The organism is Prevotella sp. TF12-30 (assembly GCF_003436715.1).
Classification (GTDB): Bacteria; Bacteroidota; Bacteroidia; order Bacteroidales; family Bacteroidaceae; genus Prevotella; species Prevotella copri_A.
The window spans coordinates 1-21,842 of sequence record NZ_QSQJ01000034.1 but is presented as its reverse complement, the minus strand read 5'-3'; the positions used below and the strand labels follow the sequence as shown (position 1 = coordinate 21,842).

General features: G+C 48.0%; 18 protein-coding genes and 1 pseudogene. 5 read left to right on the top strand and 14 right to left on the bottom strand.

Features of this window, described 5'->3' with window-relative positions:
• Nucleotides 1-36: 36 nt before the first annotated feature.
• The 6 genes from cysK to DXD25_RS11925 form a co-directional block, all read right to left on the bottom strand.
• Entirely contained in the window at nucleotides 37-984 is a 948-nt protein-coding gene (cysK, locus tag DXD25_RS11950) for a cysteine synthase A (protein ID WP_117663704.1), read from the bottom strand.
• A 31-nt stretch (nucleotides 985-1,015) separates the two neighbouring features.
• On the bottom strand, nucleotides 1,016-2,311 hold the full coding sequence (locus DXD25_RS11945) for an O-acetylhomoserine aminocarboxypropyltransferase/cysteine synthase family protein (protein ID WP_117663703.1): 1,296 nt from the start codon (nucleotides 2,309-2,311) through the stop codon (nucleotides 1,016-1,018).
• A 253-nt stretch (nucleotides 2,312-2,564) separates the two neighbouring features.
• Nucleotides 2,565-3,467, bottom strand: coding sequence for a hypothetical protein (locus DXD25_RS11940; protein ID WP_117663702.1), 903 nt, complete (start codon nucleotides 3,465-3,467; stop codon nucleotides 2,565-2,567).
• 63 nt (nucleotides 3,468-3,530) lie between these two features.
• Nucleotides 3,531-3,977, bottom strand: coding sequence for a DUF6108 family protein (locus tag DXD25_RS11935; protein WP_117663701.1), 447 nt, complete (start codon nucleotides 3,975-3,977; stop codon nucleotides 3,531-3,533).
• Between the two features lie 59 nt (nucleotides 3,978-4,036).
• Nucleotides 4,037-4,576 carry a hypothetical protein gene (locus tag DXD25_RS11930; RefSeq protein ID WP_117663700.1) on the bottom strand — a complete coding sequence of 180 codons (540 nt, stop codon included), beginning with the start codon at nucleotides 4,574-4,576 and terminating at the stop codon, nucleotides 4,037-4,039.
• The gene (locus DXD25_RS11925; RefSeq protein ID WP_117663699.1) at nucleotides 4,573-5,088 is read right to left on the bottom strand and encodes an RNA polymerase sigma factor; all 516 of its coding nucleotides are present in this window, start codon (nucleotides 5,086-5,088) and stop codon (nucleotides 4,573-4,575) included. Before DXD25_RS11925 ends, DXD25_RS11930 begins: the two co-directional genes overlap by 4 nt.
• 178 nt (nucleotides 5,089-5,266) lie before the next feature.
• On the opposite strand from DXD25_RS11925, the gene DXD25_RS11920 reads away from it, so the two are divergent.
• A complete protein-coding gene (locus DXD25_RS11920; RefSeq protein WP_117663698.1) occupies nucleotides 5,267-6,847 on the top strand; it encodes an L-lactate permease in 1,581 nt (526 codons plus the stop codon).
• Between the two features lie 89 nt (nucleotides 6,848-6,936).
• On the opposite strand, the gene DXD25_RS11915 is transcribed toward DXD25_RS11920, so the two are convergent.
• On the bottom strand, nucleotides 6,937-7,881 hold the full coding sequence (locus tag DXD25_RS11915; RefSeq protein WP_117663697.1) for a DMT family transporter: 945 nt from the start codon (nucleotides 7,879-7,881) through the stop codon (nucleotides 6,937-6,939).
• A 183-nt stretch (nucleotides 7,882-8,064) separates the two neighbouring features.
• On the opposite strand from DXD25_RS11915, the gene DXD25_RS11910 reads away from it, so the two are divergent.
• Together DXD25_RS11910 and DXD25_RS11905 are read left to right on the top strand one after the other, a co-directional pair.
• Nucleotides 8,065-8,880 (top strand): AAA family ATPase, encoded by an 816-nt coding sequence (locus DXD25_RS11910; protein ID WP_089543767.1) that lies wholly within the window; start codon nucleotides 8,065-8,067, stop codon nucleotides 8,878-8,880.
• A gap of 16 nt (nucleotides 8,881-8,896) precedes the next feature.
• Complete coding sequence (locus DXD25_RS11905) at nucleotides 8,897-9,895, top strand: DUF4435 domain-containing protein (protein WP_117663696.1); 999 nt, start codon at nucleotides 8,897-8,899, stop codon at nucleotides 9,893-9,895.
• Nucleotides 9,896-10,012: 117 nt separating this feature from the next.
• Here the strand turns inward: DXD25_RS11905 and DXD25_RS11900 are convergent, their stop codons facing one another.
• The 7 genes and pseudogenes from DXD25_RS11900 to dxs form a co-directional block, all read right to left on the bottom strand.
• Nucleotides 10,013-10,843, bottom strand: coding sequence for a type II toxin-antitoxin system antitoxin SocA domain-containing protein (locus tag DXD25_RS11900; RefSeq protein WP_158556333.1), 831 nt, complete (start codon nucleotides 10,841-10,843; stop codon nucleotides 10,013-10,015).
• A gap of 167 nt (nucleotides 10,844-11,010) precedes the next feature.
• Nucleotides 11,011-11,358: a toxin gene (locus DXD25_RS11895; RefSeq protein ID WP_117663727.1), complete on the bottom strand. Its 348-nt coding sequence runs from the start codon at nucleotides 11,356-11,358 to the stop codon at nucleotides 11,011-11,013.
• 719 nt (nucleotides 11,359-12,077) lie between these two features.
• A pseudogene (gene rhuM, locus DXD25_RS11885) lies at nucleotides 12,078-12,885 on the bottom strand (RhuM family protein).
• Between the two features lie 110 nt (nucleotides 12,886-12,995).
• Nucleotides 12,996-13,958 (bottom strand): type I phosphomannose isomerase catalytic subunit, encoded by a 963-nt coding sequence (locus DXD25_RS11880; RefSeq protein WP_117663694.1) that lies wholly within the window; start codon nucleotides 13,956-13,958, stop codon nucleotides 12,996-12,998.
• Nucleotides 13,959-14,024: 66 nt separating this feature from the next.
• Nucleotides 14,025-15,482, bottom strand: a complete 1,458-nt coding sequence (locus DXD25_RS11875) for a TrkH family potassium uptake protein (RefSeq protein WP_117663693.1) — start codon at nucleotides 15,480-15,482, stop codon at nucleotides 14,025-14,027.
• Between the two features lie 86 nt (nucleotides 15,483-15,568).
• Nucleotides 15,569-16,912: a Trk system potassium transporter TrkA gene (gene trkA / locus DXD25_RS11870; RefSeq protein ID WP_117663692.1), complete on the bottom strand. Its 1,344-nt coding sequence runs from the start codon at nucleotides 16,910-16,912 to the stop codon at nucleotides 15,569-15,571.
• 27 nt (nucleotides 16,913-16,939) lie between these two features.
• The gene (gene dxs, locus DXD25_RS11865; protein ID WP_117663691.1) at nucleotides 16,940-18,835 is read right to left on the bottom strand and encodes a 1-deoxy-D-xylulose-5-phosphate synthase; all 1,896 of its coding nucleotides are present in this window, start codon (nucleotides 18,833-18,835) and stop codon (nucleotides 16,940-16,942) included.
• Nucleotides 18,836-19,034: 199 nt separating this feature from the next.
• On the opposite strand from dxs, the gene DXD25_RS11860 reads away from it, so the two are divergent.
• Both DXD25_RS11860 and DXD25_RS11855 read left to right on the top strand, forming a co-directional pair.
• On the top strand, nucleotides 19,035-20,441 hold the full coding sequence (locus DXD25_RS11860; protein ID WP_117663690.1) for an aminopeptidase C: 1,407 nt from the start codon (nucleotides 19,035-19,037) through the stop codon (nucleotides 20,439-20,441).
• 11 nt (nucleotides 20,442-20,452) lie between these two features.
• Nucleotides 20,453-21,736 carry a serine dehydratase subunit alpha family protein gene (locus DXD25_RS11855; RefSeq protein ID WP_117663689.1) on the top strand — a complete coding sequence of 428 codons (1,284 nt, stop codon included), beginning with the start codon at nucleotides 20,453-20,455 and terminating at the stop codon, nucleotides 21,734-21,736.
• The last annotated feature ends 106 nt before the right edge of the window (nucleotides 21,737-21,842 follow it).

Sequence of the window (21,842 nt, the reverse complement as noted above, 5' to 3'; positions counted from 1 at the left end):
TATATAAAAAGGTAGTTATGGCGGTGCTTTTGTGAATTAGAGTGGATACTCCTCGAAAGCATAGAGTACAGTGCTTAAATAACGCTCACCAGTATCTGGCAAGAGGGCAACAATCTTCTTGCCCTTGTTCTCTGGACGCTTCGCAATCTCGGTGGCTGCAAAGGCGGAGGCACCTGATGAGATTCCTACCAAGAGGCCCTCGGTCTGGGCCAAATCACGACCCGCCTTGATGGCATCATCGTTCTGAATATCCAATACCTCATCGATGAATTCTGAAGAGTAGGTCTCTGGAACGAAGCCGGCACCGATGCCCTGAATCTTGTGAGGACCGCTCTGTCCGCCGTTCAATACAGGCGATGTGGCAGGCTCTACGGCAATCACCTTCACGTTAGGATTCTGCTCCTTCAAGTACTTGGCGATACCCGAAATGGTTCCACCGGTTCCAACACCGGCTACGAAGATATCAATCTCGCCATCGGTATCAGCCCAGATTTCTGGTCCAGTTGTGGCATAGTGCTTTGCAGGATTGGCTGGGTTGGTAAACTGTCCCAGAATCACGGAACCCGGAATGGAATCGCGGAGTTCCTCGGCAGCCTTGATGGCGCCAGGCATTCCGTCCTTACCGCTGGTCAATCTCACTTCTGCGCCGTAAGCCTTCACCAGGTTTCTGCGCTCCACGCTCATGGTTTCAGGCATGGTGAGGATGAGGTGATAGCCCTTTACGGCTGATACCAGAGCCAGGCCTACACCCGTGTTACCGCTGGTTGGTTCGATGATGGTGGCACCTGGTTTCAGGATGCCCTTCTGCTCAGCGTCTTCGATCATCGCAAGTGCGATACGATCCTTTACGCTTCCGCCAGGATTGAAGAATTCTACCTTAGCAATCACAGGGGTCTCCAAACCCTTGGATGCTGAATACTTACCCAATTCTACCAATGGGGTCTTACCGATTAAATCAGTAATCTGCTTATATATCTTTGCCATAACTGTACTCTAATTTAAATCATTCATATTTTTACTTTACGTAGGTAAATGCCTCATCGAGTGCCTCAATCAGGTCGTCGATGTTCTCGATACCGATGCTCAATCGAACGGTAGAAGGATAGATGTGCTGCTCCTCCAACTCCTCTGGGCTCAACTGAGAGTGGGTGGTTGTTGCTGGGTGGATAACCAGTGACTTCACGTCGGCTACGTTAGCCAGCAAAGAGAAGATGCGCAGGTGGTCGATGAACTCCCATGCCTCTTTCTCGCCGCCCTTGATATCGAAGGTGAAGATAGAACCACCGCCGTTAGGGAAGAGTTTCTTGTAAAGCTCGTGGTCTGGATGAGAAGGAACGGCTGGGTGATTAACCTTAGCCACCTTAGGATTGTTCTCCAGATATTCTACCACCTTCAATGCATTCTGAACATGACGCTCTACACGGAGGCTCAATGTCTCCAAGCCCTGAAGAAGAATCCAGGCATTGAATGGAGAGATGGTTGCACCGGTATCACGAAGGATGACCGCACGGATTCTGGTTACGAAGGCTGCTGCTCCGGCTACATCTGCGAATACGGCACCATGATAAGATGGGTCTGGCTTAGCGAGAGTAGGGAACTTGTTGGCATTTGCCTTCCAGTCGAACTTACCGCCATCTACGATGACACCACCGAGAGATGAACCATGACCGCCGATGAACTTGGTAGCAGAGTGAACCACGATATCTGCTCCGTGCTCGATAGGACGGATGAGGTATGGGGTGCCGAAGGTATTATCGATAATCAATGGGATGTTGTGGCGATGAGCAATCTCTGCCAACTTATCGATATCGGTTACATCTGAGTTAGGATTTCCGAAGGTCTCTGCATAGAGAGCCTTGGTATTGTCCTGGATGGCAGCCTCTACTTGCTCGAAGTTGCGAGGATCCACGATGGTGTAGCTTACACCCTGTGTGGATAATGTATGAGTGATGAGGTTATAAGTACCACCGTAGATGTTGTCGGCAGCTACGATGTGGTCACCATTCTGAAGGATGTTCTGCAGAGCGTAGGTTACGGCGGCAGCACCGGAAGCGACAGCCAAACCTGCTACACCACCCTCGAGAGCAGCCACACGGTCTTCGAATACACCTTGAGTAGAGTTGGTCAAGCGACCATAGATGTTACCTGCGTCACGGAGTCCGAATCTATCGGCTGCGTGCTGAGAGTTGCGGAACACATAACTTGTGGTCTGGTAGATTGGCACCGCACGAGCGTCGGTAGCTGGATCTGGATTTTCCTGACCTACATGCAACTGAAGTGTCTCAAAGCGAAGTTTCTTTTCTGTACTCATAATCTATGTCCTTTCTTTAATTTTACGTTAATATTCAATCTTATTCATTTATATAAATATGTCGCCCAGAAATCAGATTGATGTTCTCTCTCTGAAAGACATTCTGATGTCCTTCTGAAAGTCATCATGCTGTTTGTTCTGATTGACGCTGCAAAGGTACGGCGATTTTCTGGATTCTGAAATAGCATATGAGTAGTATTCCTGCTACCACGTTTGTGGTATTCGGGCATTTTTTTCGATTTTTTGAGAGAAATTACAGTCTAAATCCTAAGCCGATGGTCATCGGATAGCACTCGGGAGCCTTGGTCTTGTTGAGCAGCGGAGTTATTCCGGCACGGGCGAAGAGCATCACTCCTGAGTAGCCGGCACGGGCTTCCAGGTTCAGGCCGATAGGGTTGAGGTTGATATCGCCCGTTTCTGTATGCTTGTGCTTTCCGATGAAGTAGCGGGAATGCTCGTGCCAGCGATATTCTACAGATGGACCTAACGCCAGGAATGCATCATGGCATCCTATGCGCTTCTGCCACTCCAGCATGATAGGCAGGCGGAGCACATTGTAGCTGATATAGCTTTTCTTCAGCGTCTCGCCTTCTATCGGAGTCATTGCCGATACCCCGTTTTCGGTGCTTAATACATAATTGTCCTTGAAATGGTGGTGTACCTGTCCGATGGAGAGAGAGGAGGTGAGCGCCATTTCGTTGGAAAGGCGGAAGCAGAGACTGGTGAGGGTGATGCCCCATTCCCACGACTTGGAGTCGCGACTGTGCATCTCGTTGTTGCCTCCCATGCTTCCCCTGCTGCCTGGCAACTGGCTGCAGCCGAAGAAGAAGGTTGGATAATGACTCTCCAGACTGCGCTTGCGCTTGCTCAAAGTCTGAGGGATGAATGGTGAGGTGACAAATACCTTTTCTACTTCCTGACCATCTACGAATTGGGTCTCTGAAATCTTGGTCATCTCGTTCATCTCGTTGCCGTTCATCTTATATATCTTCACAGAAGTCTGTTCGCCATCCTGCCTGATGACGATGTTCTGGTCGTTCACTCTGATTGTGGTGTCGTTAGCCTCTACCGAGGCTGGTGCACTGTTGCTGTTGGTTTCAGCAAGGGCGAAGGCTGGCATCATGGCAGCCATCATCATTACGTTTTTGATATTCATAATACTTTATTTTATGTTGTTTCTTATTCTTATTGAGAGGATTCCAGAAGGAAAATGTTGTTTCTATCTTCTGGAATAGCAGAGTTTCATGATATCTTCGGGCGACAGGTCGCCTTCGATATAAATCACGGTTCCCTTGCTTTCATTCGGATTACTGAAGAGGATAAAGCGGTTGTCGCCATTGCTCAAGGGTGCCATCATGTAATAGCCGCTCACCATCTTGCCATTCTCCACCACCTCTCTGATTTTCTTTGCAGCCTTGCGGTCGGACTTCAGATAGTGGGCTATTTCCGTGGCATGGTACTTATATACCAGGCTCTTGTATATCTTGAGTTTGTAACCTTTGAGTTGCGTATTCTGCATCGTAACCATCTTGCATCCCTTGGCGTGTCCGAAGCGTTGGAATATACTTTTTACGTACAGCCCCTCCTGGGCATTAGCCGAAATCGAGGCTACCACGATAAGAAGCAGTCCGATGAAGAAGCGTTTTATCAAGTTGCATCGTTTCATATTCTATACCTTATATATATTATACTTTATAGTTTGATTGTTTCATCTAAAAGATGAATTTATTGTTTCATCATATCCAGGGCACTGAATGGATCTTCGGCATCTGCCGAAACATCTTCCAGGGCATCCAGGGCTTCATGGTGCACGAATTCCTGGTCGGTATAAACCTTTCCATCGATAACCGCATAACATTCAGGCTGAGGCTGGGCTATCTTCTGGATGCCCACAATCAGGAATGCGATGATAGCGGCGGCTGCCACAGAAGTGCCGAAATATTTGAGCCATCTGCTGCGAGAAGCTTCCTTCTTTGGGATTTCTTCCTTCTCGATATCTTTCTTTTCGAAATCCTCCTCATTCTCTTCTTCTTCTTTTAGAATTTGAGAAAGATTCATCTGTTCGAATCCGATATAGCTGAAGAGGGCGCGGTAGGATTCCCATTCTTCTGGAATATCATTGCCATGCTCTTCGAAATATTTTCTGAGCGTTGCCTCTTCCTCATTGGATGTGGCACCATCCATATACTTGTCGAGCAAGTTCTGTATTGTCTTGAATTCATCGATATCCTTGAATTCATCGATTCTTTTTATTTTATCGTTCATATTCTTTCCTCCTTCTTTATTTTGTTCTGTTTCACGATATTCATATAGGTCTCTCTGATTTTGAGTCGGGCTCTGGAGAGATTCTTTCGGAGATTATCGGCAGTACATCCCGTTATCTGCATGATTTCATCGGCAGTATAGCCTTCTATCTCCTTCATGCGGAATATCTGCTGCTGCAAGGGCGGAAGCTGTGCCACTATCTGCTTGATGAGGTTTACCTCGTCCCGTTGCTCTGCCCGCCGGTCTTCTATGGGTACTTCCATCACCTTATCGGTGGTGAAGTTCCGCTCCTCATGTCGGCACTGGTCATAAAACTTGTTGCGCATGATGGTGATGGCGAGCGCCTTGAGGTTATCTTCTGCCTGGATATTCTGGCGTATGTCCCACAGCCTGAGCATGACTTCCTGCACGAGGTCTTCGGCATTGTCGTCACTCTCAGTCAACCTTAGCGCATACGCTTTCAAGTCGCTGCGCATCGGTAGGATGATATGTTTGAATTCTTCTGTTCTCATAACCTTTACACTCTATAGACGTATGAAATTGAAAAATCGGACATCTAAAAAAAGATTTTTTTCAAAAAATGCTTTCTTTTTTCAAAGAAATATATTATTTTTGCAGTCATAAACATAAAATTTAGCAATCGAAGACATAAAATTTTTCAATCGAAAACAATAAAAAACTGAATGGCTTATGGCATCAATAGTTTCTATTATTCCCATCGTGTTGCTGTTCATCCTGATGCTCGGCTTCAAGATGGCAGGTCATAAAAGCGCCTTGCTGACGCTCGTAATTACCGTGTTGCTTGCTCTCTTCGCAGCTTCGCCGCTGGGCATGATAGCTCCGGAACATGCGGAGGACAGCGTGATCGCCCTGACGGGATGGGCGGTGGTGGAAGGCATCCTGAAGGCGGTATTCCCGATTCTCATCATCATCCTGATGGCTATCTACAGCTATAATATACTCGTGGAAAGCAGGCAGATTGAGGTAATCAAGAGGCAGTTTACATCGATTACCGATGATAAGGGACTGCTTGTGCTGCTCCTTGTATGGGGATTCGGCGGACTGCTCGAAGGTATGGCGGGCTTCGGAACGGCGGTGGCGATACCTGCTGCCATCCTCATCGGACTCGGCTTCAAGCCGATGTTCTCGGCTCTGGTATCCTTGATTGGTAATACTGTGGCTACGGGATTTGGTGCCGTGGGTGTACCGGTTACTACGCTCTGTAACGAGGTGGCGGAAAGCGGATCGGCTTCGGCGGCACAGATTTGCGAGACTTCGGCTTTCGCCATCATCCAGCTGGCACCTCTCTTTATCATCCTGCCTTTCATCATCCTGACGCTTACCGATAAGCACAATCTTATCAAGAATCTCATCATCGCCCTTTGGGTGGGAGTGATTTCCGTGGTTGTGCAGTTTGTCTGCGGCTATTATCTCGGTTCGGAGACTCCTGCCATCATCGGCTCGCTGGCAGCCATTATTGCCATCATCGCATACGCCAAGGTATTTGCCAGAAAGAGCAAGGTGCAGGATAGGGAAACCTTTACGCTTGCCGAGAGCCTGAAGGCATGGAGCGTTTACCTCTTTATATTGATATTCATCCTGGTTTCCGGCGCGCTCTGTCCTCCGGTCAATGCTTTCCTCAAGAGTCATCTGGTGAGTGCGGTTCATCTGCCGGTGCTCGACAGCACCTTTAAGTTTGGCTGGATTTCCAATGCAGGATTGATGCTCTTCCTGGGTGCTACGATTGGTGGATTGGTTCAGGGGTTAAGCCTCAAGAGATTGATGGTGATTCTTGCCCGTACCACGGTGAATCTGCGCAAGACGGTGGTGACCATCTGTTCGCTGATAGCCCTGGCGAGTGTGATGAACTATTCGGGAATGATTACTTCCATCGCTTCTGGACTGGTGGCTGTGACGGGCGATTTCTATCCTTTGGTAGCGCCGATGATTGGTGCCATCGGAACCTTCGTTACGGGTTCTGATACCTCTTCGAATATCCTCTTTGCCAAGCTCCAGGCTCATGTAGCCAACCAGTTGGGCATGACGGGACAGAGTACATTCTTTGGTATGGAGGGTGGTCAGGAGAACTGGCTGGTTGCTGCCAATACCACAGGAGCCACGGGTGGCAAGATGATCAGTCCGCAGAGCATCGCCATCGCTACTGCAGCCTGCGATATGGAGGGAAAGGATGGAGAGATTCTCCGCTCGGCCATCCCATACGCCCTGCTGTATATCGTTTTGGGCGGACTGATGGTTTACTTCGGTTGCTGATATTTCGTTTTCTTATATAACAAAAACTGTCCTCATCTGTTATCTCAGATGGGGACAGTTTCAGTTTTATAAATCGACATTAAAGCTATCTAAGCATGTCTTTTCTCGTAAGCCAGACTGTGGTCGTGCTGGTCGATATCATGCTTCGACTTGCTCTTTACCACGAGCCATACGCCAGAGAATACAAGGATGGCGGCAATCGCCTGCATACCCTTGAATACGGCGAGACCCACGATGACACTCACGGTGACTGATACCAGCGGCTGTACATAGTTATATACACTCACCACGGTAGGGCGCAGAGTCTTCTGACCAATCATCATGCAGATGTAGCCCAGATACGTGCCAAATAGAACTACGTAGCCCGTTTCCCACCAGGTGCTCATCGGAACATGGGCAAAGTCGATGCTCATTACGTGGCTGATGGTGAAAGGCCATATCAGGACCGTTGCCCAGAGGAACATCCACTTGTTGATGGTGAAGAGCGAATACTTAGACAGCAGGTTCTTGAAGAGCGACAGGTAGAGGGCGAAGGAAAGCTGAGCCGACATACAGAGCAGGTCGCCCCAGATGTTTCCCACCTTGGCATTGCCCGCCGTAGCACTTGTCATGATGATGATGACGGCACCAGCGCATCCCATCAGTACACCGAGCGCCTTCTTCCAGGTGATAGGCTCCTTCAATATCAGGAAGGAGAGAACCATGGCGAAGATAGGCATCGAGGTGGTCATAATGCTGGAATTGCTAGGCGAGGTCATGTTCAGACCGATGGTGTAAGAACACTGGTTGAACACGAGGGCGAAGAGGCCTGCAGCAACAAACTTGAAGATGTCTTTTACTGGAACATGCTCTTTCTTGGTGAAGAGCGAGGTGAGCCAGAAGAGAATGGCGCCACCCAATACGCGGAAGCTCACCAGGTCGATGCCGTCGATGCCGTGAAGCATGGCATCCTTGCCTACGGGAGCCATCAGTCCCCAGAATGCGCCGGAACAGAAGAGGCACAGGTGGGCGATAAGAGGTCGTTTGTTATCCATTTTTCCTTATTTCTATTTAAATCTTCTTTATTTTGAATAAAATCGAGTGCAAAGGTACAAAAATTCGAGGAATTTTGCTATATTTGCGGTATATTTTTTAGAAGTTAAAGAAGTTAAGAAGTTAAAGAAGTTAAGACTATCGTCTTTTTCAGTTCTTGACTATTAAAGATAGGAGAATATCTTATGCAGAAATATGCTGATTATATCAAACAGATAGAGATAGAATCTCTCTGGAGCGGTACCAAACATATTCTTTGGAACCTCGACCGCCGTGTCAATATCCTGAGTGGTGTAAACGGCGTGGGCAAGAGTACTATATTAAATAAGGTGGTAAAGGGCCTGGCGGCTGGCGGCGAATTCCCTAGTCACATGATCAAGGGCGTGCACCTGAAGGTGGAGCCGGAGGAGGCAAAGTGGATTAGATATGATGTAATCCGATCGGTAGATAGACCATTGATGAATGCCGAGATGATCAACAAGATAGACCTTACCCTGGTTACCGAACTCGACTGGCAGCTCTTCCAGCTGCAGCGCAAGTATCTGGATTATCAGGTGAACATCGGCAACCGCATCATCGCCGTGCTTCAGAGCGGCGAACCGGATGCCGCCTTCAAGGCTCAGCAGCTGAGCGAACCGAAGAAGATGTTCCAGGATATCGTAGATGGTCTTTTCAAGGATACCGGCAAGACCATCATCCGTACTGCCAACGAAATCCGCTTCAACCAGATAGGTGAGCAGCTCTCGCCTTATCAGCTCTCGGCTGGTGAGAAGCAGATTCTCGCCATCCTCCTTACGGTGCTGGTGGAGGACAACCAATCTTATGTCCTCTTTATGGATGAGCCTGAAATCAGCCTTCACTTCGAATGGCAGAAGCAGCTTATCGGTCTGGTGCTGAAACTCAATCCGAACATCCAGATCATCATGACTACCCACAGTCCTGCCGTGGTGATGGACGGATGGACCGATAGGGTGACGGATGTGAGCGACATCACGATATAAGTGAAAAAGAAGTATTATGGCTAAACGTTTAACCGATAATATCAATTCCCTCTACTTCGAGGCCGCCAACAAGATGACCTCGAAGAAGGCTCGGCGCAAGATAGTGGCTTACGTCGAGAGCTACGATGATGTCTTCTTCTGGCGGTCGGTGCTGGGAAAGTTTGAGGATGAGACGCGCTATTTCGAAATCCTGCTTCCTACCCGCAACAACCATCTCGACCGTGGCAAGAAGGCGGCTATCGGCAATATGCTCAAGGGGGTGGGCAAGGATATGATAGCCTGTGTGGATGCCGACTACGATTTTCTGCGGCAGGGTACTACCGAGGCTTCGCAGCTGATGCTGGAGAATCCTTATATCTTCCATACCTACGCTTATGCCATTGAGAATTTCCAGTGTTATTCCAAGGGTTTGCACGAAACCTGTGTGATGGTGACGTTGAACGATACCCATATCTTCGATTTCGAAAGATTCATGGAGGCGTATTCCCGTACGATATGGCCGCTCTTCGTGTGGCATCTTCTCTTCTATATCCGTCATCGCAAGATGTCGATGCATTTTGATATGGCAGAGTTCGACAAGGTCATCGTATTGCCATCGGTCAGAATCCAGGACCCTCAGCAGGCCATCAATTATCTCGCCAAGAAGGTGAGGGCGAAGCTTTTCCAGCTGGAGCGCCGCTTCAAGACGTTCAAGGATGAGCTGCCGGATATGATCCAGTATCTGAATAATCTGGGGGTAAACGAGCATAACACCTATTTATATATACAGGGTCATCATCTTTTCGACCTGGTGGTTTGCCCTTTGGTGCAGACGGTCTGCGATACCCTGCGCAATGTAAGGGAGAATGAAATCCGTGATAGGGCGGTTCATTCCGAGCAGGCACGGACAGAGATGGCATGCTATGAGAACAGTCTGGGCAAGGTGAAAATGATGATGAAGAAGAATACCTTCTACCAGTTCTCTCCCGAATTCCAGAAAATTCAGGCGGATGTAGAAAGATTTTTAGAAAATTGATATGAGGAAGATAGCTGTCTTATATAAGATGAATTTTTATAATTTGTGGTTGGGCTAAATGTGAGTCACTCGAAAACCGGTTCCAACTCAATGAAACCGGCTTTCGAGTTCTCGTTTTTACAGTGCCTTCAGCGAGAAGGCATAGTCGTAGTCTATTCGTCCATGACTGCCTATATTGTCGAGCCATGCTACTTCCTGATGGCTGATTTCCGAGATTGTGCTTGGCGTTTCATTCTTGAATGTTTCATAGACCTTAGCGAGACAACTTAGTTCTTCTTCACTGAGACTTGCTTCGTCAAATTCCAATGCTGACACAAGTTTTGTTCCACTGTTTCCATTCTTGCTTTCGATAGGCATTTGCTCTATATCATCCACGAGACTATACACTCGGTCCCATCGCTCTGGGACTGGTCCGTAAGGTACTGCCTTAAATACTAAGCCTGTCAATCCTAATCCTCTGCTCCTGTAGGCAAGAAAGTCGGCATAAAAGAGAAGTTTGTTCATTTGTGTAACGAAGACTCCGTTAAATTTCTCTATGAAGTACAGCATCGTGTTTTTTAATTTGCTCATTGAAGGCAGGGCATAGCCATTCCATTGATTTCTCCCATCGGTAGTAAAAATCAATTGTTTGATAAGTTTCGAGGTGTTTGATTCATTTTCTAATTCCTCGATACACAACATAATCTTGTCGTATTCCTCTGTATTCAGCAAGTTTTTGGCAGCTTCAACAAATGTGGCAAACACAGCAGGTACTTGTATGGTCTTCAGTATCCTTCCGTTTGTAAGACTTGGCATATCACCATTCTCGTACAGTCGATATTGGTTTTCACCGAACCCCAATATCACTGACATCTTGGTGGCCGACAGACCATATTTTCTGCGTATACTGCGTATCTCGTCAGGGAATGGAATTCCATACTTAGTACGATATTGATTATATATCTGCATTGTATTGGCGGTATCCAATTCTGTTGTTGTAAACAGTTCGTGTGTATCTACGCACTGATAGCTAAGAAAAGTGTATTCGAACTTTTCTTTTCTGAAAACTGCTGTTCGTTTCTCCGAATGCAGTACTACATTTCCTCCTGTAAATGGACTTTTCATCATTTCTTCTTTTATTTGAATTGATAAACCAGTTTATACTCTGCGACATGGAAAGAGATGCACACGGCGCTATTGTTAGCGATGCCCATCGAAATTTTGATATAGACATCCTGCGATTTTACTTTCTTTCCAAACACCCATAAATCTGCCACTTTGTTAAGCGTGTCTTCTAAGGGACCTTCTACGAAATCATCAACTTCTAGGTTCTTGATGATTTCGAGACGTTTGAGGGCTGTAATTTCCAAGTCCAATAGGGCTTGAGTATTTTTTCCTCTATCGTCACGGAAGATTATGCCAAATATTTTAGCTTTGTCCTTGAAACGCTTTAGAAATAGCGAGACTTCATCTTCTTTATTCATTGTTTGATATTTGTTTTGTGCTGCAAAGATACATTTATTAGTTGAAAAAAACAAATTATTTTTCTTTATTTTCAACTTTTTAGTTGAAAATGTTTGTTTTGGGATATTGAATGGAAAAAGTAAAAAGGTCCAACCGGCTTTTGTTATGTATCTGATGTCGGTTGGATCTTTGGTCTTATACGTATGTCTCCAGAAACACCTGAGATTTCCCAGCTCTCATCTACTTTCTCTTGCTTCACGTCAAGATGCTTGAAAGCGATGATCTTGTTGCTACCCTAGATGGTGGATACAAGATACGGCTCGTTCATATACATACACAGAACTTATATCCAACAACTCATCGTCCACCAGCTGATTTCCGCTTGCACAACAGGTGTTGGGCGAGCGCATATCAGCTGTTATGCAAGCGCACAACAGCTGTTGGGCGGCTGAAAATATAGGCTTCTCCGGCTTATAGTATTAATTCTTCCGGCAACAAGTAATGGTTACTCCGAAGACTTTTCACTTAAAACCGATGCAACAACAATAGTACTTACAAGCAACAGCGATAGTACTGACGAGGTGCAAAGCGGCTTGTAGCGCTTATTGCCACACTATGGCACAAAACGATACGTCGTGAGCTGGTAAAAAACACACTCTTTTTAAACTCTTCACCAAATCGGCTGAAACCCCGATAAACACTGGGGTTGCGAGAGGTGAAGAGTGTTTTTGGAAGTGGCTTACTCTGCTTTATCTCTGTCATCGGACAATCGTTTCCGCTCTCTTTCAAAGTTTTCTAGGAAGTGAATTTCTACAGGAGAAAGGTCATCCTTTGTTCGTTCTTTGAATTTGTCGTATTCGGTATCAGCCTTTTCCTTTGCCAACTTTGCAGATATCTTACCTGCATGGGTAAGTATGTCTTTTCGAGAGATACGGAGAAAGTCGTCTAGTATGTATTTCCGCTGCGGTATGCCCATGTACAGAATAGTGCATTTTGTTTTGTACCGTCTTGAAGAACTTTTGGGTCATTTCCACACGAGGGTCATAGTCGATACTGAGCGCATAGATTTCCAGAACTTTGCGATAGAATACCTTTTCACTAGAACGGATGTCCCTAATTCTTGCTAGAAGTTCATCGAAATAGTTGCCGCCGCCTGCACGTTTCAATAAGTCGTCGTTTAAGGCAAACCCCTTCACGATATAGTCCTTTAGCACCTTGGTTGCCCAAATTCGGAATTGTACACCGCGATAAGAATGGACACGATAGCCTACGCTGATAATCATGTCGAGGTTGTAATAAGTGATCTGTCTCTCTACGTGGCGTTTTCCTTCATTTTGAACTGTTGCAAAATTTGCAATAGTTGAATCCGCTAACAATTCCCCCTCTTCCAGTACATTCTTAATGTGTCTGGAAATGGTCGATTTGTTGCGTTGGAAAAGCTCTGCCATTTGGTCGAGTGACAACCAAACGGTATCGTCTTGCAACTTTACCTCTATCTTTGATACTCCATCGGGAGTTTGATATAATAGAAATTGTCCTTTGTCCATGTTCGTTTCTCCTTTATTCTTCAAAGTTGAGTTTTGGCAGAGATACTCTGGTTTAATAAAAAGGTTCGCAAGGCAATAAAACTTGCGAGCCTTTTTATTTCTTATCATTTTTATACGTATGTCTCGAGGAACTTCAAGGTTCCTTCTACCTTCAATGTCTGGGTAGAGGCTGGCACTACGATGCTCTCGCCGCCCTGCAGGGTAATCTCGTTACCCTCGTTGTCGGTAATCTTAGCCTCACCCTTCAAGCCAATCAGAATCACGAAGCTGTCCAACTCAGAATAATCCAGCGTCATTGGCTCATCGAGATCATAAACGGCAGTGGTGAAGTAAGGGCACTGCACCATGCTAACACCCTGGTTCTTGGCAGGAGTGTAGTTCTGGCGATAGTCTGCCAATACGGTGTAGTCGATGCACTCAGATGCTTCCTTGGTGTGGAGCTGGCGATAGTTGCCATCCTTGTCCTTGCGCTTGAAGTCGTAGATGCGATAGGTAACATCGCTGGTCTGCTGAATCTCGGCAACGAAACAGCCTGTTCCGATGGCGTGGATTCTGCCGGCTGGGATAAAGAAGCAGTCGTCCTCCTTCACGTTATACTGAGCCAGGGCATCGGTGATGGTATCATTCTCCACCATCTCCTTGTACTGCTCTGGAGTAATCTGCATCTTCAAGCCGTTGTAGAGCTTGGCATCCGGCTCGCTTGGCAGCGCATACCACATCTCGGTCTTGCCGCGCTCCTTACCCTGCTTCTTGGCAATCTCGTCATTAGGATGTACCTGGATAGAAAGGTCGGTATTGGCATCGATAAACTTGATGAGCAGTGGAAACTCGTTTCCAAAACGCTTATAGTTATCTGCACCGAGGAAATTCTCCTTCAATTCAGCAACAACCTCATTGAGCTTCTTGCCCTTCATCTCGCCGTCGGCTACGATGCTCTCGTTGCCAGGAACACCAGAGATTTCCCAACTCTCGCCAACTTTCTCCTGCTTGATGTCAAGATGCTTGAAGGCGATGATCTTGTTTCCACCCCAGATGGTGGACTTCAACAGTGGTTCAAATTTTAATGGTTTCATAACTTTATTGAATTAGTTGATAAATTTTTATTGTCTAGGATTTCCAGTACCTGCCTCCTGCGGAAACTAGTTCTCTCTCCAGAAGGCTGGTGTGAAGATTACCAGAACGCTGAATATCTCCAGACGTCCGATGAGCATCATCAGCGAGCAGAACCATTTTGCCACATCCGGCAGTTCGCTCCACGACATCGTCGGACCAATCTCCGTACCCAGCGTAGGACCTACGTTGCCCACACAGCTCAGGGTGATGGTGATGGCATTGGTGTTGTCGATGCCCATGGCTATCATCGTGAAGGAGATGACCAGGCAGATGATGAGATACGTAGTGAGGAAGGCGAGTAGCGTAACCCGCTTCTGCATCGGCACGTTCACACCGTCAATCTTCAGAGGCAGTACCGCATTAGGATGCAGAATCTGGCGGAATTCATTCTTCACCATTCTTACCAGCATCACGGCGCGGATACATTTCAAACCTCCACTCGTACTGCCCGAGCAGGCTCCGAAGAACATGCAGGCTGCCAATACCACCCAGGTGACATGAGGCCAGAGGGCTGCATCATCATTAAACAAGCCTGTGGTGGTGATGAATGAAACCACCTGGAAGACGGCGCTGCGGAAGGCATGCTCCATATCGTAGTTGCGCATCGCCATCAGCTCTACCATGATGAAAGCCGTAAAGGCGGTGACGAGGAACATATAGAACTTGAACTCCGAGTTCTTGAACAGATCCTTGATCTTAAACTTGATGACTGCCGCATAGAGTAGGGTGAAGTTCACTCCCGAGAGGAAGCAGAAGAATGCACAGATGTATTCCAGCGCCGGCGAATGGAAGAACTCGGTACTGCTGTTATGGGTGGAGAAACCACCCGTAGCCGTAGTGGTCATCGCATAGTTGAAACTGTCGAAGAGATTCATTCCTGCCACATAGTAGGATACGATGCAGGCGATGGTGAGCATCAGATAGATACTCCAGATCCATTTTGCCGAAGTGGAGAGTCGGGGATGCAGCTTGGTCTTGATAGGACCCGTAGCCTCGGCGGCAAACACCTTGGTCTGTCCTCCTACAAGTGATGGTAGCAGGGCGATGGTGAAGAACACGATTCCCAAACCGCCTATCCACTGGGTGAGCGATCGCCAAAACAGCAATCCGTGCGGGAAGCATTCCACATCATCCAGAATGGTGGCTCCCGTGGTGGTGAATCCCGACATCGTCTCGAAGTAGGCATCCGTAAAGTTATTGATGTAACCGCTGACCATGAAGGGCAGGGTGCCGAAGAGACTGAAGATGATCCATGAGAGCGATACCACGAGGTAGGCATCACGGCGCGACATCGAATTGTCTGCTCCATGTCCTTTCCATTTCAGGATGAGTCCGCCGCCGATGGTGGTCAGTGTGGCTACCACGAAAGCGAAGATGTCGTCCTGCTGGTAGTAGTATGCCACCAGCAGACTGACGAAGAGCAGGAATGCCTCGATGAAAAGCAACTGTCCCAGTATCTTGTATATCAACTTGCTGTTTATCATTCCCTCTTGTCTTTATACCTTATTATATATATCATATCTGTCTTTATACCTTATATATATAGAATATACCTTATTATATATAGAGACTAAATGAAATATTTCTCAATTTTCTTCATATTGATGTTGTGGCAGAACACCATCACCGAGTCGCCCGGTTCTATCTGGGTGTTACCCGAAACCAGCATTCCTTCGCCGTTTCTCACCAGACCACCGATGGTAACACCGATAGGCATTCCCAGGTCTTTCACCGGTTTTTGGGTAACCTTGGAATCTTCCTTGGCGATGAATTCAGCTACATCGGCGTTGGCGCTCATCAGGAATCTGACGTTCATCACGTCGGCATCGAGCATCATCTGATAGATGTAGCTGGCAGCAATCATCTTCTTGTTGATGATGGTACCGATATCCAGACTTTCTGCCATGCTCACGTAATCCACGTTTTCTACGGCAGCCACGGTCTTGCGCACACCCATTCTCTTGGCGGTGAGGCAGGCGAGGATATTGGTTTCCGCATTACCCGTCAGCGCCACGAAAGCCTGGGTGCTTCTGATTCCTTCCTCAGTGAGGAGAGGGATGTCGCGGCCATCGCCGTGGATGATAAGGATATGATTGTCGTCGAGGATATCGTTGAGATATTCGCAGCGATTCTCATCCTTCTCGATAATCTTGCACTCCATGTATTCCGGCATCTTCTTCACGGCTCTTACGGCAGTGCGTCCGCCACCCATCACCATTACGTTCTTCACATCTACATAATGCTCCTTTCCCACAATCTTGCGGATGTAGGGAATGTAGTTGCGGGTGGTCATGAAGTAGGCGAGGTCGTAGAGCTTCAGCTCATCGTTACCACCCGGGATGATGGTTTCGCTGCCTCGCTTGATGGCTACCACGTGGTAAGGGTCGTTGGGACCACTGATGTTCTTGAGAGGCTCGTTGAGGATTTCGCATCCCTCACGCAGCTTGATACCGAGCATCACGAGGGCGCCGTCGTGCACATCCCAGCGCTGGCGCACCCAACTCATCTTGAGTCCGTTGTTGATATCTACGGCAGCGAGCATCTCTGGATAGATGAGCTTGCTGATACCGAGTTCCTTGAAGAATTCCTGTGCCTGCGGTTCCATGTATTCCGGATTATCCACACGTGCCACGGTGCGCTTGGCACCGAGATTCTTGGCAAGGATGCTGGAGGTGATGTTGGTACTCTCCACCGGGGTAACCGCGATGAAGAGATCCGTATCCTGAACACCGGCATCCCTCAGGGTCTGCAGACTGGTAGGTTTTCCTATCATGGTGAGCAGATCGCAGTCGGAGCCGATGCTTGCCAGGCGCTCTTCGCTTTCATCGATGAGTGTAATCTCCTCCTGGCTGCGCGACAGGAGTCGCGCCAGGTGGGTACCGATGGCATAGGCGCCAGCTATGATGATTTTCATATTGATGAATATTTAAATTTCGATGCTCTATTTTCCGATAATGGCATTCATGATGCTCTCGTGGTCGAGATGTACAATCTCGCGCAGCTGTTCTACGGTGCCATGCTCCACAAATTCGTCTGGCAATCCCAGGCGGGTTATCTGTGGCTGATAGCCGTGGTCGCTCATCCATTCCAGAACGGCAGATCCCATTCCGCCCATTCTTGCACCATCTTCTATGGTCACGATGCGCTTGAACTTCTTGCCCACCTCGGTGAGGATGTTTTCATCCAGCGGCTTCACGAATCGCATATCGTAGTGCGCAACGCTCATCTCCGTTTCCTTCTCTACCTCTTCGATTGCCTGGATGGCATCGTTTCCGATAGGACCGATGGTGAGCACGGCTACATCTTCTCCGTCTTTCAGCTTTCTGCCGGTACCGGTCTTGATTTCCTCCATCTTGTTGCGCCAATCTACGAGCACACCGCAGCCACGAGGATAACGGATCACGTAGCTTCCGTGGTCTGGCAGCTGGGCTGAATACATCAGGTTGCGCAGTTCGTGCTCATTCATCGGCGAAGCGATGGTGAGATGCGGGATAGGGCGCAGGGCTGCCAGGTCGAAGGCGCCATGATGGGTAGGACCATCTTCTCCTACCAGTCCGGCACGGTCGAGGCAGAGCACTACAGGCAGGTTGAGGAGTGCCATGTCGTGGATGATATTGTCGTAGGCACGCTGTGCAAATGAACTGTAGATGTTGCAGAAAGGAATCAGTCCATCCTTTGCCATTCCACCTGAGAAGGTGACTGCATGGCCCTCGGCGATACCTACGTCGAAGGTGCGGTTTGGCATCGCCTTCATCATGATGTTCATAGAGCATCCGGTAGGCATGGCTGGCGTCACACCTACGATCTTAGGGTTCTGCTCGGCAAGTTCCAGCAGGGTCTTTCCGAAGACATCCTGGAACTTAGGAGGCTTGTTGCTGTTGTCGGCAATGATTCTCTCGCCGGTTTCCGGGTCAAACTTGCCTGGTGCATGCCAGATGGTAGCACACTTCTCGGCTGGTTCGTATCCCTTGCCCTTGGTGGTATGCAGGTGGAGCAGCTTAGGACCTTTCATGCTTCTGAGCTGCTTCAGGATTCTTACCACTTCCTTGACATCATGACCGTCGAATGGTCCGAAGTATCGGATGTTCATTCCTTCGAAGATATTCTGCTGATGGCTCAATGCCGACTTGAAGGCATTGTTCAGCCGGATGATGCCGTTCTTGCGGTTATCATTGAGAATACCCTTGGAGTGGAGCCACTGCGAAGCCTTGAAGCGAATCTTGTTGTAGGTCTCGTTGGTGTCGAGCTGGAGGAGATACTTCTCCATGCCACCCACGGCACGGTCGATGCTCATATCATTATCGTTGAGGATGATGAGCATATCGTTTGGAGTACTTGATACATTGTTGAGTCCTTCGAAAGCTAAACCACCGCTCATCGCACCATCGCCGATAACGGCTACTACGTGGCGGTCTTTGTTGCCTGTTTCGCGTGCTGCCACCGCCATACCCAGAGCTGCTGAGATAGAGTTGCTGGCATGTCCGCAGGTGAAGGTATCGTATTCACTTTCCAGCGGTGTTGGGAATGGACGGATGCCATGGAGCTTTCTGTTGGTGCAGAATGCCTCACGTCTTCCTGTCAGAATCTTATGTCCGTATGCCTGATGGCCTACATCCCAGACGATGCGGTCTTCAGGGGTATTGTACACGTAGTGTAAAGCTACGGTGATTTCCACAACACCCAAAGAGGAAGCAAAATGACCTGGATTTACAGCCACTTCGTCAATGATGTCTTCTCTCAATTCTTTGCATACCTCTGGCAACTGATTAATGCTCAGTTTGCGCAAATCATTAGGATATTTGATGTTGCTTAACAGACTAAACTTACTTTTGTCCATAATTTAATAATTTTATAAGTGCAAAGGTAATGCTTTTTTTCATAAAATAACATTTTTATGGGGAGAATTTCGCTTTTTTCGATAATTCTTTGTATTTTTGCAAAAAATTAGGAAGGAATCAGTAAAAGGAGAGGAACCTTTCGTTCTATCCGGTTGCGCTTTTCCTGTAAATAAGTAACTAAACATAAAGATTAAATAAATGAAAAAGAACCTATTCTTTGTGGGAGCCTTGATGATGGCTTCCCTCTCGATGATGGCGCAGACCAAGAATGGCGGCATCAATCAGACTATGCTCCAGCAGATGGAGAAAAGCCAGACTGGCGGTGTGACCAACAAGGCTTTGTTTAACGCTATCGCTGGCAACAACATCGATGATCTCGTGAAGAATCATGCCAATGAGGCTCCGGTAGATACTCATTTCAGCATCGAGACTCCTTCTCAGAGCATCCATAACCAGAAGAGTTCCGGCCGCTGCTGGATGTTCAGCGGCTTCAATGTACTCCGTTCCAACTTTGCTGTCAACGACAAGCAGGGTAGAGTAGTAGAGTTCTCTCAGGACTATCTTTTCTTCTACGACCAGCTGGAGAAGGCTAACCTGATGCTCCAGGGTGTCATCGACCTCGGCAAGAAGAGCCTGGAGGATCCTCAGGTGCAGTTCTTCTTCAAGAATCCGCTCAATGACGGTGGTACTTTCTGCGGTGTTGCCGACCTGGCTAGCAAGTACGGTCTCGTACCAATGAGCGCTCAGCCAGAGACTTATTCCAGCAACAATACTTCCAAGATGAGCCGTCTCATCAGCAGCAAGCTCCGCGAGTATGGTCTCGAGCTCCGCAAGATGGTAGCCCAGGGCAAGAAACCTGCTGCTATCCAGGCTCGTAAGACCGAGATGCTCGCTCAGGTTTATCACATGCTCAGCCTTACTCTGGGTGAGCCGGTGAAGGAGTTTACCTATGCTTTCCGCGACAAGGACGGCAAGCAGGTAGGCGAGGCTAAGAAATATACTCCTAAGAGTTTCTATGAGGAGACTGTTGGCAAGGACCTCAACGGTACCTTCCTGATGGTGATGAACGACCCACGCCGTCCTTATCACAAGACATACGAGGTAGAGTACGACCGCCACACCTACGATGGTCATAACTGGAAGTACCTGAACCTGCCTGTGGAGGAGATTGCGCAGCTCGCCATCGCTTCCCTGAAGGATGGTCATAAGATGTATTCCAGCTACGATGTGGGCAAGCAGCTCGACAGAAAGCGTGGCTATCTGGCACTCGACAACTTCGATTATGCCAGCCTCTTCAACACTTCATTCCCAATGAACAAGGCTGACCGCATCGCTACTTTCGAGAGCGGTTCTACCCATGCCATGACTCTTACTGCGGTAGATCTCGATGCTGCCGGCAAGCCTGTGAAGTGGAAGGTGGAGAACAGCTGGGGTGCTGACAATGGTTTTGGTGGATGCTTCATCATGACCAACGATTGGTTCAACGAGTACATGTTCCGCCTGGTAGTAAACAAGAAGTATGCTTCTGAGCAGCTTCTGAAGGAATTCGACCAGAAGCCAACCATGTTGACTCCTGACGATCCTTTGTTCCAGTTGGAGGATTAATACTTATTATTATGTTAGAGAAAAATAAGCGGGAGCGCATCATTGCGCTCGTCAACAAGGAAGTTGTGCCTGCCATCGGCTGTACCGAACCGATGGCTGTGGCTCTTTGTACAGCTAAGGCTGCTACCACTCTGGGTAAGCGTCCGGAGCGCATCGAGGTACGCTTGAGTCCTAATATGCTCAAGAATGCGATGGGTGTGGGTATTCCAGGAACCGGTATGATCGGTCTGCCTATCGCAGTTTCGCTCGGCGCCCTCATCGGAAAGCCAGAGTATGAACTCGAGGTTCTCAAGGATCTTACTCCTGATACCCTGGAGCTGGGCAAGCAGTATATCCAGAATGCTGACATCAACATCAAGCTGAAGCAGGGCGATGTAGATAAACTCTATATCGAGGTAATCTGCTATGCCGGCAACGGCAGAGCTACAGCTATCATTGCCGGTTCTCATACCAACTTTGTGTATGTAGAGCGCAATGGTGAGGTGGTTTTCGACAAGCGTGGTGGAGCTGCGGCTGATGTGGAGGATGACGATATCCAGTTGAATCTCCGCTTGGTTTACGAATTCGCAACCACCGCTCCGCTCGATGAGATTCGCTTCATCCTCAAGACCAAGGAATATAATATGAAGGCTGCCGAGGAATCTATCAAGGGCAACTATGGTCACTGTCTGGGTAAGACGATGGATCGTCCTTTGAGCCGTGGTATCTTCGGCAACAACATCTTCTCTCATATTCTTTCCCGCACCGCTTCTGCCTGTGATGCCCGAATGGGTGGAGCCATGATTCCGGTGATGAGTAACAGTGGCAGTGGCAACCAGGGTATCTGTGCCACCAATCCGGTGGTGGTTTATGCCTTGGAAAACGAGAATACCGAGGAAGAGCTGATTCGTGCTCTGATGCTCAGTCACTTAACGGCCATCTATATCAAGCAGAGCCTGGGTAAGCTTTCTGCTCTCTGCGGTTGCGTGGTAGCCAGCACGGGTAGCAGTTGCGGTATCACCTATCTGATGGGTGGTGATTTTACCCGTATCTGCAACTCTGTCAAGAATATGGTGGCAAACCTTACCGGTATGATCTGTGATGGAGCCAAGCCAAGCTGCGCCCTGAAGATCTCATCGGGTGTGAGTACAGCCTTGCTTTCTGCTCTTCTTTCCATGGAGGGTAAGTGCGTAACTTCTGCCGAGGGTATCGTGGATGATGATGTGGATAAGTGTATCCACAACCTCACCTCTATCGGTGCCGATGCGATGAAGACCACCGATGATATGGTGCTTGATATCATGACACATAAATAATTAGGTATCATGACGCATAAATAAATAGAAGTGTAGATTTTACGTTATTTATAAATGGAAGACCATAAAGAGGGTGTGTCATAAGTCTATGGCGCACCCTTTTCGT